The following is a 14,754-nucleotide window of genomic DNA, read 5'->3' as shown; positions in this document are numbered from 1 at the left end:
CTTTTCTCTAAAACGGCCTCAAAGCAACAACTGGGCACAGACAAAGTCGGCGATCAATACGGCAATCACACTATTGGTAACGGCCTTTGTACTTGCCCGGCCAACCTCCAGCGCGCCGCCTTCGGTGAAATATCCCTGGTAAGAAGAGATGGAGGAAACCAGGAACGCAAACACCAGCGATTTAATCAGCGCGAAGGTGATGTTGTACGGGATAAAATCTGACCGAAGCCCGGTAATGTACTCCTGCCCAGACAACGCCCCGGATAAGCTACCGGCCAGAAAACCGCCCAGGATTGACAGGAACATGGACACCACCACCAACATAGGAAACACCAGTAGGGCAGCCATAATTTTGGGTAGTACCAGATAGGAGGCTGAATTGATCCCCATCACTTCCAGGGCATCTACCTGCTCAGTGATCCGCATGGTGCCCAATCCGCCCGCAATGTTGGAACCAACTTTACCGGCCAACACAATGGAAGTGATGGTAGGCGCCAGCTCCAGGATGGTCATTTCCCGTACCATGAACCCGATAGTGGACCTTGGGATAAGGGCGTTAGTCAGGTTATAGGAAATTTGTACGCAGGTAACCGCCCCAATAAAAGTGGAAACCACCGCCACGATAAAGATAGAATCAATGCCAATGAGAATGGCTTCGTCTATGGTTCGGTTAAATAAAATCCTAGGGGACTCCCCTCTTTTGACAAGGTTAGACAGAAAAAGTAAAAATGCACCAAAGGTTTTCATGCAATAGGTTCAAAGAGGTCCTTGCGGGGCCGCCGCAGTGAGGGATGGTTAGGTCAATCTTAGTTTCAAATGCCTATATTACGTTGAAAAAAGAAAAAACATCATTCCCATGCAAAAATATCTAGTGGTTACAGGCGGCACCAAAGGGATAGGGCGGGCTATCATCGGCCGTTTTGCCGCCGAGGGTTTCCACATCATCACCTGTTCCAGGAACCAGCAGGACCTGGAGAAACTGAAATTGGAGATAGAGGAGTTGTACACCTTTTCAAAGGTGTTCTACCTGGCCACCGATGTAAGCCAGGAAGGGGAAATCCGGCGTTTCCTGGACTACATCCAGTCGTTGAATGTGAAGGTAGACGTGCTGGTGAACAATGCCGGCTTCTTTATTCCGGGAACCATCCACAACGAAAACGAGAACGTTCTGCGCGAGATGATCAACACCAACCTGTACAGCGCCTACGACCTCACCAAAGGCCTGGTGGGAGACATGATCAAGCGCCGCGACGGACATATCTTTACCATTTGCTCCACGGCTAGCATCACGGCGTATACCAACGGAGGCTCCTACTGCATAGCCAAGCATGCGCTTTACGGCATGACCCGGGTGCTGCGCGAAGAATTGAAAGACCACAACATCCGGGTGACCGCCGTCTTACCCGGTGCCACGTATACCGCTAGTTGGGAAGGCGTAGACCTGCCCAAGGATCGGTTCATGAAACCCGAGGATGTTGCCAATGCCATTTGGAACGCGCACAGCATCTCTAAACAAACCGTGATTGAAGAACTGTTGCTTCGGCCGCAGCTAGGCGATATTCCAGGGTAAAGACTAATTCAAACCAAATGGAAACAAACCTGCAACAACCCGACTGGGAGGTATATTTCTGCCACATAGATAACCGGCCCGCTTTTATTGGCCTGGACCTGAACCTGCATCCGCTTGCGCCCATTGAAGGACTCTCCAAAATCATTGAGGTCACCGTGCCGTTGACCGATCCGCAGGAAGACGGTTTCCCGGGAGAGGCAGAATGGGAGCCCTTGGGTGACATAGAAGATTCCATTGCCGATACGCTGGAGACCACTTTGGGCGCTTTGTTCGTGGGGAAGACCTTGAACCACGGCCTCCGGAAATTCTATTTCTATGCCGATGAAGTTCTCCTGGCCGATCATTACGTGGCCCAAGCCATGGAAGGGTTCCCCAACTATAACTACGAGGCAGATACCTGGGAAGACCCCAACTGGGAAACCTACCTGGAATTCTTGTTCCCGGAACCCGAGGACCTGCAGAAAATCCAGAACGGGAAGTTGCTCCGCCATCTGGAGGAAAACGGAGACAATCCCTCTATTGCCCGGCAGGTAGACCACTGGATCTATTTCAAAGACGAAGCCAGCCGGCAACACTTCTGGCGGAAAATAGAAATTCTGGGCTTCCAGAAAGTAGAGGAGAGCTTTGAGCCCGAAATTCAGGAAACGCCCTATAAACTGCAGGTGGCCTCTGAAAGCAAATTAGAGGAAGAAGCCATTAACGGGCTGGTGTTGTCTCTCTGGAGCCTGGCCCAGGAATATGGGGCTGAGTATGATGGCTGGGAAACCTCGGTAGAAACGGGGGAGGACACGGCTCCGCTTTCATGACTTTTCAGGAAATCGCCCTTAAAACATGGAAATGCCCTTTTAACCCCTTGGCAGAATACATGCGAAAAGGGAGGAAAGAGGCGTTATTACAATTTCTGCCCTAGTTTTGAAAACCGGGGTGGAAAAAATAACTATTAGAATTCGGTAAATCTCTTTTGATTAAATTTGAGCAAATTCTAAGATATGGAACTAGAAGGAAAAGTAGTTGTGATCACCGGTGCCAGCAGCGGGATTGGTCTAGCTGCCGCCAAACTGTTGCTGGAGCAAGGAGCCACGGTAGTGAGTTGGAGCCGTTCGCGGCCCAAAATCTCCCACCCAGATTTCTATTTCTTTGAGTGCGACGTGCGTTTTGAGCATTCGGTGCTTACCGCGTACGAGCAAACCGTGGAGCGGCTTCGGCAGAACATCTCGGTGCTGATCAACAACGCCGGTCTGGGCATCCAGGGATCCATTGACACCATGAGCCCCCGTGACTGGCAAACCATGATGGACACCAATGTGAACGGTATTTTCTACTGCACGCGGTTGGTGTTGCCTCAGATGAAAAAGCAGCTGGAAGGCCATATCATCAACATTTCCTCCATTGCGGGCTTAACCGGTATTGAAAACATGAGCGGGTACTGCGCCACCAAATTCGCGGTGCGCGGTCTGTCACAGGCTTTGTTCAAAGAGGTACGCCCCTTCGGTATTAAAGTAACCTGCATCTATCCTGGGTCAACCGCCACTAGTTTCTTCGACGGGTTTGAGGGCACCGGCACCGCCCCTGAGAACATGATGCAGCCAGAAGAAATTGCCTCTACCATTCTGCACGTGCTGCAGTCGCCGCCCAACTACCACCACGTAGACATTGAGGTGCGACCGCTTATGCCCAAGGGCCGTCCAGAGAAAAAGAAAGCCTAACCCGCACGCATGGGAATTGAAATAAAAGACCTGACCAAACTGTATGGTCCGCAGGCCGCCGTAGACCACGTTTCGTTTACGGTAAGCTCCGGAGAAATTGTAGGGTTTTTGGGACCGAATGGGGCAGGCAAATCCACCACCATGAAAATTGCCACCTGTTACCTTCCGCCCAGCAGCGGTACGGTACTGGTGAACGGGCACGATGTCCTGGAAGAACCCAAAGAGGTGCGCCGCCAGGTAGGTTACCTGCCCGAACATAACCCTCTTTACCTGGACATGTACGTACGCGAGTACCTGCATTTCGTAGGCAAACTCCACGGTCTTGGCGGTGCACAGGTGAAAGCCCGCACTGAAGAGATGATCAACCTCTGTGGACTCACCCGGGAACGGCATAAAAAGATAGGTGCTTTATCAAAGGGGTACCGGCAGCGGGTGGGGTTAGCCCAGGCGCTCATCCATGATCCGCAGGTCTTGATTCTGGACGAACCCACCACCGGTCTTGACCCTAACCAGATTGTGGAGATCCGGCAGTTGATCAAGGAAGTGGGCCAGGCAAAAACCGTCTTGTTTTCCACCCACATCATGCAGGAGGTAAGCGCGCTGTGTGACCGCGTACTCATCATCAACCAAGGCAAATTGGTAGCCGATAGCCCCGTAGCGGATCTAAAGAACATGGGCCGCCAGGATACCCGCATCTTAGCCGAGTTTGAGGCCGAGGTAAACCCGGAGCCATTGTTGGCTTTAGCAGGAGTAGAGCGGGTAGAACCAGCAGGACCGTTGAAATACAGAGTCATCGCCACCGCCAAAACCGATCTCCGCTCCGCCATCTTCCGGCTTGCCGGAGAGAAAGACTGGCCATTGGTGGGTTTGCAACAAGAAGAGAACTCCCTGGAGAAACTGTTCCAGGATTTGACAAAGCCTCCCAAGTAAGCTTACCTGTTTCAAGGCTGGTTTGGCAAAAAGTACCTCAAAACAAATTACTTACGGGTTGAGTTTTACCCTCACCAAAATCAATCACTTAAAGATCTGATATTGATCCTGGGTTAAGGGATCTCCCAAGATATGTTCGCAATTCTTTCCAAAGAGTTTAACTCCTATCTCAACTCCCTCATCGGCTACATTGTCATTGGGGTGTTTCTGGTAGCCACAGGCTTGTTCATGTGGGTCTTTCCTGACAGCAGCGTGCTTGACTACGGCTACGCCGATTTGCAATCGGTGTTCATGTTGGCGCCGTGGCTGTTCCTGTTTCTGATTCCGGCCATCACCATGCGCGCCTTCGCCGAGGAACGGAAGGGCGGCACCATGGAATTGCTGCTCACTAAACCACTTTCTGATACCCAGTTGCTCTTGGGCAAGTATTTCGCCTGTCTGTTGCTGGCCCTCTTTGCCTTGCTGCCTTCGCTGCTGTATTATGTAAGCGTTTACCAATTGGGTGATCCAGTGGGCAACATTGACTCTGCCGCTGTGGCGGGTTCTTACCTGGGATTAGTATTTCTGGCGGCGGTGTTCGTGGCCATGGGCATATTTGCTTCGTCCCTCACCGAAAACCAGATAGTAGCTTTTATCTTAGCGGTGTTCCTGTGTTACCTGGTGTATACCGGTTTTGATTTGCTGGCCTCCATTGATGCTTGGGGCACCACTTCGTATTACATCGCGCAATTGGGTATTTCCTACCATTACAACTCCATTAGCAAAGGCTTGGTAGACTCCCGCGATGTACTGTATTTCATAAGTGTGATCACCATCATGCTTTTAGGAACCAAATTGGTATTAGAGAGCAGAAAATGGTAGACCAAACTTCCCAAGAAACTCAAAAGCCGAAGGTAGAAAGTCGCCGCGGCCAAAACTGGACGTTCTTTCTGGTAGCGGTGGGGCTGCTGCTGGTGCTGAACTTTGTGGCCAGCCGCTATTTCTTCAGGATAGACCTCACCGAAGACAAACGCTATTCCATCTCAGACCAAACCAAGAACCTGCTGAGCAGCCTCCGTGAACCGGTTCAGGTGACCGTGTACTTGGAAGGGGAGTTCCCCGCCGGTTTTAAAAGGTTGCAGAACAGCACCCGCGAGATGCTGGAGGAATTTCGGCTGTACTCAGACGGAAACGTGCAGTACCAGTTTGTAGACCCAAACACCAATACCAACGAGCAGGCCCGCAATCAGTTCTATACCCAATTGGCCCAGAAAGGCCTTCAACCTACCAACCTGTTTGCGCAGGAAGGCGACAAGAAAGTAGAGAAAATCGTTTTTCCTGGTGCCCTTATCTCAGCCGGAAACAAAGAAACCGCCGCGGTACTGTTAAGGGGAAGCCAGGCCGCTCCGCCCGAGGAACGCCTGAACCAATCCATAGAAGGGTTGGAGTATGAACTGGCCTCTGCCATCCTGAAAGTTGCTTCCACCAGTGCCGGCAGGATAGGAGTGCTGCAAGGGCACGGAGAACTTTGGTTACCCCAAGCCGCCGACTTTTTGGGCACACTTTCGGAATATTACACCGTAAACAGGGTAGACCTCTCCCAAGTAGCGGACCTGAACAACTTCAATCTAGTGGTGCTCATGAAACCCACCAAACCTTTCTCGGAGCTGGACAAATATAAAATGGACCAATTCCTGATAAGGGGAGGGAAGATGCTGTTCATGTTGGATGGCGTTCGTGCTTCCCTGGACAGTGTACGGGAAGAGGGTTTTCTAGCCTTTCCCTATGACCTGAACCTTCAGGATTTACTTTTCCGATATGGTGTGCGGGTGAACCCAGACCTGGTCCAAGACCTGAACGCCAGTTTCATTCCCATGGTCACTGGGTACATGGGCAACCAACCCCAGACTCAACTGGTGCCGTGGCGCTTTTACCCCTTGATCAGTAATTTCAGTAAACTTCCCCTCACCCGCAACCTGGATGCCGTCCAAACCCGGTTTGTTAGTTCCTTGGATACTGTGAAAGCCGTGGGCATCAAAAAGTCACCCCTTTTGTGGACGTCTCAGTATTCTCGCAAGCGTGATTCACCCGTTTCTATTTCTCTGAATGATCCCCGCGTGGATCGTGATCCAAGGTTGTTCAGCCAGAATGCCATTCCGGTGGGGTATTTACTGGAGGGCAAGTTTCAGTCGGTGTTCAAGAACCGTCCGGTACCTGAAGGAACCAACATTCCGTTTCTGGAGCAGGGCCAAGCTTCTCAGTTAGTTATTTTCTCTGACGGTGATTTAGCTGCAAATGATGTAGACCCGCGTTCCGGACGGCCGTTGGAACTGGGCTTCGACCGGTTTAGCCGTTCCCGTTTCGCCAACAAAGAACTCCTGAAAAATGTAGCCGATTACCTGCTGGATGAGAAGGGGTTAATTGAACTACGCGGGAAAGAAATAAAACTTAGGCCCCTGGACAAAGCCAAGTTGCGCGAGGAACGTACCAAATGGCAAGCCATTAACCTGGGCATTCCATTGGCCTTGCTGCTGCTTTTTGGGCTGGCCAAGTTCTGGCTCCGGAAACGCGCCTACGCCCGATAGTACGTGAATCAAGGATATTCGGAAAAGGATTTCTTTGAGGCTAAGAATGAATGCCTACGACACTACATGATAACGTCGTTGCAGAATAACGATGTTAGCCTCGTTACCCTGTAACGTGGTACGCCTCAGAGCTTAGCTGATGCTTTACGGAGCACTTCCCTAAAAAGTAAACAATTAAAGGTGTTCAACCAATCTCTATAACTAACATAAGAAAAACCATAAAAAGGAAATCCCTGCTTTGGACTTGTTTTGCATAAAACAGGCCCAAAGCAGGGATTTCCTTTTGTCTTTTCTTTTTAAGCTATCGGATTCCGGACCGAAGACTCCCGTACCACCAGTACTGGTTCCAACACTATTTTCTTAGGTTCTTCCACAACATCCTCCCCGTTTGATCCTGCTGTTTTTTTAGCCATTGCTTCCAAAAACAAGGTAAAGGCTTCTTCCCCCATGCGGGCGGGTTGTTGGTCAATGGTGGACAGGCTAGGCGTGACATAGGGACTGAATGATTCATTCCCGAACCCGATCATGCCAATTTTCTCCGGCATTTTCACGCCGGCTTGCTTCAGGTACTGCAAGGCCCCAAGGGCGGTAAAATCAACGGCCGCGAAAATGGCGTCCATGTCTTTGTTTCTGGCCAGCAAACGCTCGGCGCTCGCCCTACCTGATTCAATAGAGTTCCTTCCGTATTGGATTAAGTCATCGTCTACGGGCAGGTTGTTAGCTTTTAGGGCGTCTACATAGCCGCAAAGACGGTCATTGAAAATCTTGATATGCTGGGGTCCCGAGATATGGGCTATGCGGGTGTACCCTTGCTGAATAAGGTGTTCAGTGGCCATGTAGGCGCCTTTGTAATCGTCCACCACCACCGATGGGGAATTCAGCTCGTCTTTCACCCGGTCAAACAAGATCAACGGCACCTTGCGCTTTTTCACATCATAGAAGTGATCCAGGTTGGGTGTGTCTTTGGCAATGGAAACAATGATGCCGTCTACGCTGGTCTGTAACAGGGTTTCAATTCCTTCAACCTCGTATTCACCGGTTTCTTTAGACTGGAACAAAAGGATATTATAGCCATTACTGCGGGCCAGTTTTTCGATGCCGTGGACCACACCGCCAAAGAATCCGATGTCTGAGCTGGGAATGACGATCCCGATAATATTTGTTCTTCCTGACCTCAGAGAGGAGGCCAACCGGTTTTGGCGATAATTCAGGTTTTGAGCAGCGGTCCTTATCAGTTCTTTCGTGGCCGCACTTATCGAAGGGTGGTCATTTAAAGCTTTGGAGACAGTAGAAGGGCTGGTGTTCAGTTCCTTGGCTATATCATGTATGGTCGTTCTGCTCATAGAGTGTTATCGATTTCGTGATAAGGTGGAGGAGGCTTATGATGAAATTTCCTTCTTCAAACGTGCATCTATCGCAAAGCTAATTAAACATCTGTTAAAATGTTGCTGCTTAAAATCTATATTTTAAATAAAGCTTCATTTTTTGTTCGTAATTTTGGCAAAACGTTAAAAAAAATATTTCTTTTGATGGCCAAAATCTTTGAAATGCAGTAAAAAGTTGGTAAATCGGTAAGGAAATCGATTTCCAAACTCTGGAAAATATTTCAAGTATTTGGTTTTCAATCGAGTAGGTTTTTGCTGATTTTTTAAAAGTTGTCCCAACTACTTCATTTACCTTAATCCTTCATCTATGACTAATTTATTACCTGAGAAAAAGTTGGCCCCTCAGGGCTGGCTTAGTTTTTGGCAGCTGAGGAAGGGTTCTTCCTTTTTGTTGCTGTTGTTAGCCTTTTTGTCTTTGGGCATAGGGCATGCATCGGCACAACAAAGAACCATTTCCGGTACCGTTACTGGTGATGGTACCTCTCCACTGATTGGTGTATCGGTTGTACTGAAAGGTACCACTACCGCTACAGCCACTGACGTGAACGGTGCCTATTCTATTCCGGTAACCGGTAGTGCCGGAACCTTGGTGTTCTCTTATATTGGGTATATAACCCAGGAGGTACCAGTAGGAGCGCAGTCTACCTTGAATGTAAACCTGCTGACCGATGCCAAAGCCTTGGAAGAGGTTGTGGTAGTTGGTTACGGTACGCAAAACAAAAGAGACTTGACCGGTTCTGTTGCTTCCATTGATGAGAAAGACTTCAACGCCGGGCCGGTAACAAGCCCACTGCAGCAAATTGCTGGTAGAGCCGCTGGGGTGAACATCAACCAGGTAGGTAGTGAGCCGGGCCAGAACCCTAACATCCGGATCAGAGGGATTACTTCTTTGATCGGTGGAAATGACCCGTTGGTGGTTGTGGATGGTATCCAGGGTGACCTTGGCTTGTTGAACCAGATTCCACCCAGCGAGATCAGCTCTATTGAAATTTTGAAAGATGCTTCTGCTACCGCTATCTACGGTTCAAGAGGTGCGGCCGGGGTTGTGTTGGTAACTACCAAAAAAGGGAGAGCCGGTGAAACTTCCGTTGAATATAGCGGCGTAGGCTCTATGGACGTAATCGCCAAGAAATACGATATGCTGAATGGCTCAGAATACAGAGCTGCGGCTGAGGCAAGAGGAATTAACTTCAATGACTATGGTGGAAACACCAACTGGTTTGATGAAATCACCCGCAGAGGTTATACCCAGACGCACAATGTGGCTGTAGCCGGTGGTAGTGAAACTTTTACTTACAGAACTTCTTTGACCGGAATCCTGCAACAAGGTATCATCAAGAATTCCAGCTATGATAACTACATCGGCCGTTTCCAGGGTAGCCAGAAAGCATTGAAAGACAAGCTTAACTTAGACTTCAACCTGAATGCCTCGGTTAGGAACAATGAGTACAACAATGGAAGCAGAATAGGGGAGGCAACCAACCGCCGTCCTACAGACCCTATCTATACAGATGAGCCATTGTACAAAGACACGGGTCCTTATTTCCTGGATCCGCAAAGCTTTGGATACCTGAACCCGGTAGCTAGAACCAATGAGATTGTGGACGGTGACAGAACAAATAACCTGTTCGGGAGTCTGCGAGCTGAATACAGAATTATTGGTGGTTTAAGCGCTGGGGTGTTTGGCTCCTGGAGAAGGACTGACCGTCTGTATGAAGGGTACACTTCTGCCAGAACAACCGTTGAAGGTGCCCGCAACCTGGGTGAAGTGCCAGCCAACCTGACTGGGGAGGAAAGAGACGCTTTCCTGAACAACCTGCCGGATGGTATCGCTACCAAAACTACCAATAACTCAGATGAGAAGTTGTTCAACGCCTTTGTAAACTATAAAACTGATTTTGGTGACAACCACCTGGATTTCATTGGGGTGTATGAGTACCAGAAGCAGATTTATGATGGATATAGCGCCACAGCAAGAGGTTTCTTAATTGACAATGAAAATAACCTTAGCTCTCTGGCTTCTGCAGATCCTAACTTATTCCAGCAAGGCAACATCACTTCTTTTAAAAACGACAGAACCCTTGCCTCTTTCCTGGGAAGAGCCAACTACTCCTTTAAAGACAGATATATCTTTAGCGGAAGCTTCAGAAGAGACGGATCTTCTGTGTTTGGTGAAAACAACAAATGGGCTAACTTCTTCGCTTTCTCCGGTGCCTGGAGAATCTCAGATGAAGCTTTCATGCGTGACCTTACCGTTATCAATGACTTAAAACTGAGAGTGGGTTACGGGGAAACTGGTAATCAGCAAGGCCTGGGCCCGTTGAACTCTGTTCGTTTGGCCAATAACGCCGGAACAGCTTTCTTCGGCGGTACGCTAATCCCTAACTTCGCTATCACCCAGAACGAAAATGCTGACCTGCGTTGGGAAGTGAAAAAGATGTACAATGCCGGTATTGACTTCGGTTTCTTTGGTGGCAGCAGACTTTCCGGTTCATTGGATTTCTATTATGGCAGAACCAGCGACCTGTTGTTTGACTACGCAGTGCCGCAGCCTCCATACCCTTTTGGATCAATAAAGGCTAATATTGGTGAAATCCTTAACAAAGGTGCAGAGCTTGGATTGTCTTATGCTTTGATTGACAAAGAAGATTTCTCCCTGAACTTGGCGGGTAACCTAACCACCAACAGAACTGAAGTTAAGGAGCTGAGCGGAACTTTAAACGGAATTCCGTTGACTACTAATTTTGTGGTTTGGGGTTCTGGCGGTACAACCGGTGTTGGTTCGACCAATAATGCCATCTCTCACCTGATCATTGGCCAGCAGTTGGGTACCTTCTACCTGTTCAAGCACGCTGGTATTGATGAGAACGGAAACCAGATCATTGATGACTTGAACGGAGATGGTGTTATCTCAGACGGTAATAGAGAAAACCCAGACCGTTACATTGCTGGTCAGGCATTGCCTAAATTCACCTGGGCTTTCACGCCATCTGCCAGATACAAAAACTTTGATATGAACCTGGTTTTCAGAGGTGCCCATGGCCATAAAATCTTTAATGCCAGAAAAGCGACTTTGAGCACCTTGAGCCAATTAGGACAGGTGAACGTGTTACAAAGCTCTTTGGATCTTGGTCTGCAGAATTTGACCTATGCCACTGACCTTTGGTTAGAGGATGGTGACTTTGCCCGTCTTGAAAACCTTACCGTTGGCTATAACTTCAACAAAGCCAAAATGGGAGCCATTAAGAACCTGAGACTTTCCTTCACCGCCAATAACTTGTTTGTCATCACAGACTATACTGGTATTGACCCAGAGGTAAGTTCAACAGGAGGAAGCGGTTTTGGTATTGATTATGGTATCTATCCACGTACCCGCAACTTTGCTGTGGGAATCAATGCAACTTTCTAAAAACCAATGAATTCAACCGTCTGACTTTGTGTTAGATATTATTGAAAAAGAAACTCTAAGAATTTCCCATGAAAAAAATAATTTATTCACTTTTGGTTGCCGCATCAGTCACCTACGTAGGTTGTACTGATTTAGAGGAGGGCACTTACGGCACACAGGTTGCTGATGAGTTCTATGCCACTGACGCGGGAATCAACGCTGCCCTGGCGAGTATTTACAATGAGGTAAGGGGTGACTGGAACGGAAAAGGGATTGCCGGCGCAGACAGAGGCTGGTATGACCTGAATGAGACTTCTACCGATGAAATGGTTGTTCCTACCCGCGATGACGGAGGTTGGAATGACAACGGTATCTGGCGTGCCATGTACCAACACACCTGGACCGGATCTCAGGAGTTCATCGGTAATACCTGGAACTGGTTGTATAGAAGCGTTTTCAAAGCCAACCTGGCAATTGAGTTGCTGGAAAATGCGAACGCAGACCAATCTAGAATTGCCGAGGCAAGAATACTAAGAGCCTACTTCTACTATATGCTGATGGACGGATGGGGAAACATCCCATTCTATACCCAAAACAACGTTACGGTAGACCAGATTCCTCAAACGCCCCGCGCTGAAGTTTTCAACTTCATTGTTAAAGAAATCCAGGATAACGTAGAGTTTCTCCCTGCTACTAAAGGTGGTCAGTTCTACGGTCGTTTTAACAAATGGGCAGCCTACGCTCTGTTAGCGAAAGTGTATCTGAACGCCGAAGTGTACACAGGTACCCCACGCTGGACAGAAGCTATCGCAGCCTCAGATAAAATTATCAACGAAGGTGGTTTTAACTTAACCCAAAATTTGTACACCAATGCAGGTGCGAGCCCTGTTTTTGGAGACAGATTAGATGACCAGGAAGTGATTTTAGCGGTGTATGTAGATGCCTTGAGCGCTCCTCGTAACATCATTGGTATCCGTACTTTACAGGGGCCGCATGGCAATGCCTTGTTTGGATTCAGTGCCTGGAATGGAGCAACTGTTCACCAGGACTTCCTTAGCAAGTACAGCAATGATGACCTTCGTAGGAAACAGTGGTTGGTTGGTCCTCAGCCAGGCGGTGTAACCTACACTTCTACCCTTTCTTCCCTCACCAGTGCCGGTCAGTCAGAAGGTGCCAGAAACGCCAAGTTCCTTCCTGTTCCTCCGTTTGAGCCAGGAAACAGCTCCTCTAATGACTTCCCTGTATTCCGTTACGCAGATGTGCTGTTAACCAAAGCTGAGGCTTTGCTGAGAAGCGGAGGTTCTGAAGCTACTGCCAGAGAACTGGTGGATCAGGTTAGAAACCGGGCTGGTCTGGCAGATTTCTCAGGTACTTTAACCTTGAATGAAGTGTATGACGAGAGAGGTAGGGAACTTGCCTGGGAAGGTCACCGTCGTCAGGATATGATCCGTTTCGGGACTTTCACCGCTCCACGTGCCTTCAAAGCGGCTAGTGCAGACACTTATAAGCTTTTCCCAATTCCTGCTGAGGCTATTGCCAACAACCGGACATTGGTTCAAAATCCAGGTTATTAAGCTTTAAAACAGTATGTATATGAGAAATTTTAAAAGTCCTTTTTTGTTTTTCAGCTTCTTCTTGAGCTTGTTCATTGTAGGCTGCAGCGAGGATGAGGTAGAGCCTTCCTTTGAGGAACTGCGTAACCAAGCCTATGACTTGGTGGTGGTATCTGATGCAAATGCTTTTGTGCCGGTTTCATTTACCGCTGCTGGTACAGACCTGGAAAGAGTGATTGTAGAAGTCACTCCAAAAGGTTCGACTACAGTAATTGCTACCAACAGCCTGAACAAAATCACTGCTGAAAATCTGAATAGAGTTAACATGACCGTGCCTTTTCCAGGTAACAATGTTGCTCCATCAGGTTTGTATACCGTGAACTACAGAATGATTGCCAAAAACGGAGAGCAGAGTGTTGGGACCTATGATATCAACGTGATCAACAATGTGGCTCCCGTTTTCTGTACCTACACCAACAACCTGCCAAATGGTAAAACAGTTTGGATTAGATTGTATGTGCCAGAGGGAGAAAGTTTACCAGCCAACGATAACACAATTTATCTGACTGGTAGCTTTGGCACCAGAGAAGGAGGAAAAGATTGGGATGGCGGCGGAACAGGTAACCCTCACACGTTTACCCGTCTGAGTGCAACTTGTTATGAAATTGCCATGCACCTGGAATCTGGGGATGAATTCAAAATCACCCGCGGAAATTGGGACAAACAATTAGCTACTGCTACCGGTGCTGAAGGTTCTAACATTAAATATAATGGTGAGAGCACTATCTCCATTACTGCCTTTAACTGGAGAGACCAACCAACAGTTACTCCAACTGTAACTGGAGGAGAAATCCTCAATATTCCATCAGAGGCCGTTAAATCTGGAATGCTCACTGTAGTTGCTACACTTGATAACTCACTTGATGCAACCAGCGGCAACTATTACGTAGTGGAGAAAGGCGCTACAAGCGTAGCCAATGGGTACAAAATGGTGGCCTTTGATAAAAAGCTGGCTGCAGCTGTTCCTAAGAAAACCGGCGTGGAGTATGTGGTGGTAAAAGATGATGCCTCTGCAACAGGAAAAAACAGATATGGCTTTGTTCAATCTACCGTTTGGGATGGCCAAACTAACCCAGCTAGAGTATCCGTTTCTACTTTTGGTCAGCCAGGATTTACTCTGGGTAATAAAATCGTGATTGTAGGTGGTGCTACGCCAGGTGACTGGGGTGTTACTTCTGGTCAGGATTTTACCAAAACCGCTGAGGGTAAATATTCCATTACAATTCCTCTGAAAGCGGACAGTCCATATCTGATTCTCCCTGAATATAATCAATATGGAGATAAGTGGGCCTTCGGTTCAGGAACACCCGCAAAAGGCAATTTTGCTCCTCAGGGAAGTGGTGAAGACTTCAGAACAACTGGCTTAGCCGAGGGAACCTACAGAATTGATGTTGACTTCACTGTTGGTAACGGATCTTATACGCTTACCAAGATATAAGGCGTCACCTTACCTGTAGTATGAACCTGTAGAGGCTATCTCAAATTTTAAAGATGAGATAGCCTCTACTCTTTTTACCAAAAGAGAACCTTCCTTCAAGAAACCTGAGAGCCTAGAAGATACATCTATTTTAAGGCTGTTTTCAAGAAAATAGGTCCTA

The 14,754-nt window shown here is 48.2% G+C and carries 11 protein-coding genes; 9 read left to right on the top strand and 2 right to left on the bottom strand.

Annotation, left to right across the window (positions count from 1 at the left end):
- Positions 1–18 precede the first annotated feature (18 nt).
- On the bottom strand, positions 19–747 hold the full coding sequence (locus EFB08_RS05900) for an MlaE family ABC transporter permease (RefSeq protein WP_123126023.1): 729 nt from the start codon (positions 745–747) through the stop codon (positions 19–21).
- A 109-nt stretch (positions 748–856) separates the two neighbouring features.
- Here EFB08_RS05900 and EFB08_RS05895 point away from each other — a divergent pair, with 109 nt between their 5' ends.
- From EFB08_RS05895 to gldG, 6 genes are all read left to right on the top strand, one after another.
- Complete coding sequence (locus tag EFB08_RS05895) at positions 857–1,570, top strand: SDR family NAD(P)-dependent oxidoreductase (RefSeq protein WP_123126022.1); 714 nt, start codon at positions 857–859, stop codon at positions 1,568–1,570.
- 17 nt (positions 1,571–1,587) lie between these two features.
- Positions 1,588–2,376: a DUF695 domain-containing protein gene (locus EFB08_RS05890; protein ID WP_123126021.1), complete on the top strand. Its 789-nt coding sequence runs from the start codon at positions 1,588–1,590 to the stop codon at positions 2,374–2,376.
- A 183-nt stretch (positions 2,377–2,559) separates the two neighbouring features.
- Positions 2,560–3,276, top strand: coding sequence for an SDR family oxidoreductase (locus EFB08_RS05885; protein WP_123126020.1), 717 nt, complete (start codon positions 2,560–2,562; stop codon positions 3,274–3,276).
- Positions 3,277–3,285: 9 nt separating this feature from the next.
- Entirely contained in the window at positions 3,286–4,206 is a 921-nt protein-coding gene (gene gldA, locus EFB08_RS05880; RefSeq protein WP_123126019.1) for a gliding motility-associated ABC transporter ATP-binding subunit GldA, read from the top strand.
- A 132-nt stretch (positions 4,207–4,338) separates the two neighbouring features.
- A complete protein-coding gene (gene gldF / locus EFB08_RS05875) occupies positions 4,339–5,067 on the top strand; it encodes a gliding motility-associated ABC transporter permease subunit GldF (RefSeq protein WP_123126018.1) in 729 nt (242 codons plus the stop codon).
- Positions 5,061–6,770, top strand: a complete 1,710-nt coding sequence (gldG, locus tag EFB08_RS05870; RefSeq protein WP_123126017.1) for a gliding motility-associated ABC transporter substrate-binding protein GldG — start codon at positions 5,061–5,063, stop codon at positions 6,768–6,770. The genes gldF and gldG overlap by 7 nt, the downstream gene beginning before the upstream one ends.
- Before the next feature lie 296 nt (positions 6,771–7,066).
- On the opposite strand, the gene EFB08_RS05865 is transcribed toward gldG, so the two are convergent.
- The gene (locus tag EFB08_RS05865) at positions 7,067–8,113 is read right to left on the bottom strand and encodes a LacI family DNA-binding transcriptional regulator (protein WP_123126016.1); all 1,047 of its coding nucleotides are present in this window, start codon (positions 8,111–8,113) and stop codon (positions 7,067–7,069) included.
- A 349-nt stretch (positions 8,114–8,462) separates the two neighbouring features.
- Between EFB08_RS05865 and EFB08_RS05860 the strand changes: the two genes are divergently transcribed.
- The 3 genes from EFB08_RS05860 to EFB08_RS05850 all read left to right on the top strand — a co-directional run bounded on the left by EFB08_RS05860 (position 8,463) and on the right by EFB08_RS05850 (position 14,594).
- Positions 8,463–11,564: a SusC/RagA family TonB-linked outer membrane protein gene (locus EFB08_RS05860; RefSeq protein ID WP_123126015.1), complete on the top strand. Its 3,102-nt coding sequence runs from the start codon at positions 8,463–8,465 to the stop codon at positions 11,562–11,564.
- A gap of 68 nt (positions 11,565–11,632) precedes the next feature.
- Positions 11,633–13,117, top strand: a complete 1,485-nt coding sequence (locus tag EFB08_RS05855; protein ID WP_123126014.1) for a RagB/SusD family nutrient uptake outer membrane protein — start codon at positions 11,633–11,635, stop codon at positions 13,115–13,117.
- A 19-nt stretch (positions 13,118–13,136) separates the two neighbouring features.
- Positions 13,137–14,594: a hypothetical protein gene (locus tag EFB08_RS05850; protein WP_123126013.1), complete on the top strand. Its 1,458-nt coding sequence runs from the start codon at positions 13,137–13,139 to the stop codon at positions 14,592–14,594.
- Positions 14,595–14,754 lie beyond the last annotated feature (160 nt).

The organism is Rufibacter latericius (assembly GCF_003721515.1).
Classification (GTDB): domain Bacteria; phylum Bacteroidota; class Bacteroidia; order Cytophagales; family Hymenobacteraceae; genus Nibribacter; species Nibribacter latericius.
The sequence above is the reverse complement of the archived record's forward strand: the minus strand, read 5'-3'. Positions and strand labels throughout refer to the sequence as shown.

Coding starts and splice junctions, on each gene's coding strand:
- EFB08_RS05860 (WP_123126015.1), top strand. CDS start 8,463: ATGACTAATTTATTACCTGAGAAAAAGTTGGCCCCTCAGGGCTGGCTT.
- gldG (WP_123126017.1), top strand. CDS start 5,061: ATGGTAGACCAAACTTCCCAAGAAACTCAAAAGCCGAAGGTAGAAAGT.
- EFB08_RS05895 (WP_123126022.1), top strand. CDS start 857: ATGCAAAAATATCTAGTGGTTACAGGCGGCACCAAAGGGATAGGGCGG.
- EFB08_RS05855 (WP_123126014.1), top strand. CDS start 11,633: ATGAAAAAAATAATTTATTCACTTTTGGTTGCCGCATCAGTCACCTAC.
- EFB08_RS05890 (WP_123126021.1), top strand. CDS start 1,588: ATGGAAACAAACCTGCAACAACCCGACTGGGAGGTATATTTCTGCCAC.
- EFB08_RS05850 (WP_123126013.1), top strand. CDS start 13,137: ATGAGAAATTTTAAAAGTCCTTTTTTGTTTTTCAGCTTCTTCTTGAGC.
- EFB08_RS05900 (WP_123126023.1), bottom strand. CDS start 747: ATGAAAACCTTTGGTGCATTTTTACTTTTTCTGTCTAACCTTGTCAAA.
- EFB08_RS05865 (WP_123126016.1), bottom strand. CDS start 8,113: ATGAGCAGAACGACCATACATGATATAGCCAAGGAACTGAACACCAGC.
- gldA (WP_123126019.1), top strand. CDS start 3,286: ATGGGAATTGAAATAAAAGACCTGACCAAACTGTATGGTCCGCAGGCC.
- gldF (WP_123126018.1), top strand. CDS start 4,339: ATGTTCGCAATTCTTTCCAAAGAGTTTAACTCCTATCTCAACTCCCTC.
- EFB08_RS05885 (WP_123126020.1), top strand. CDS start 2,560: ATGGAACTAGAAGGAAAAGTAGTTGTGATCACCGGTGCCAGCAGCGGG.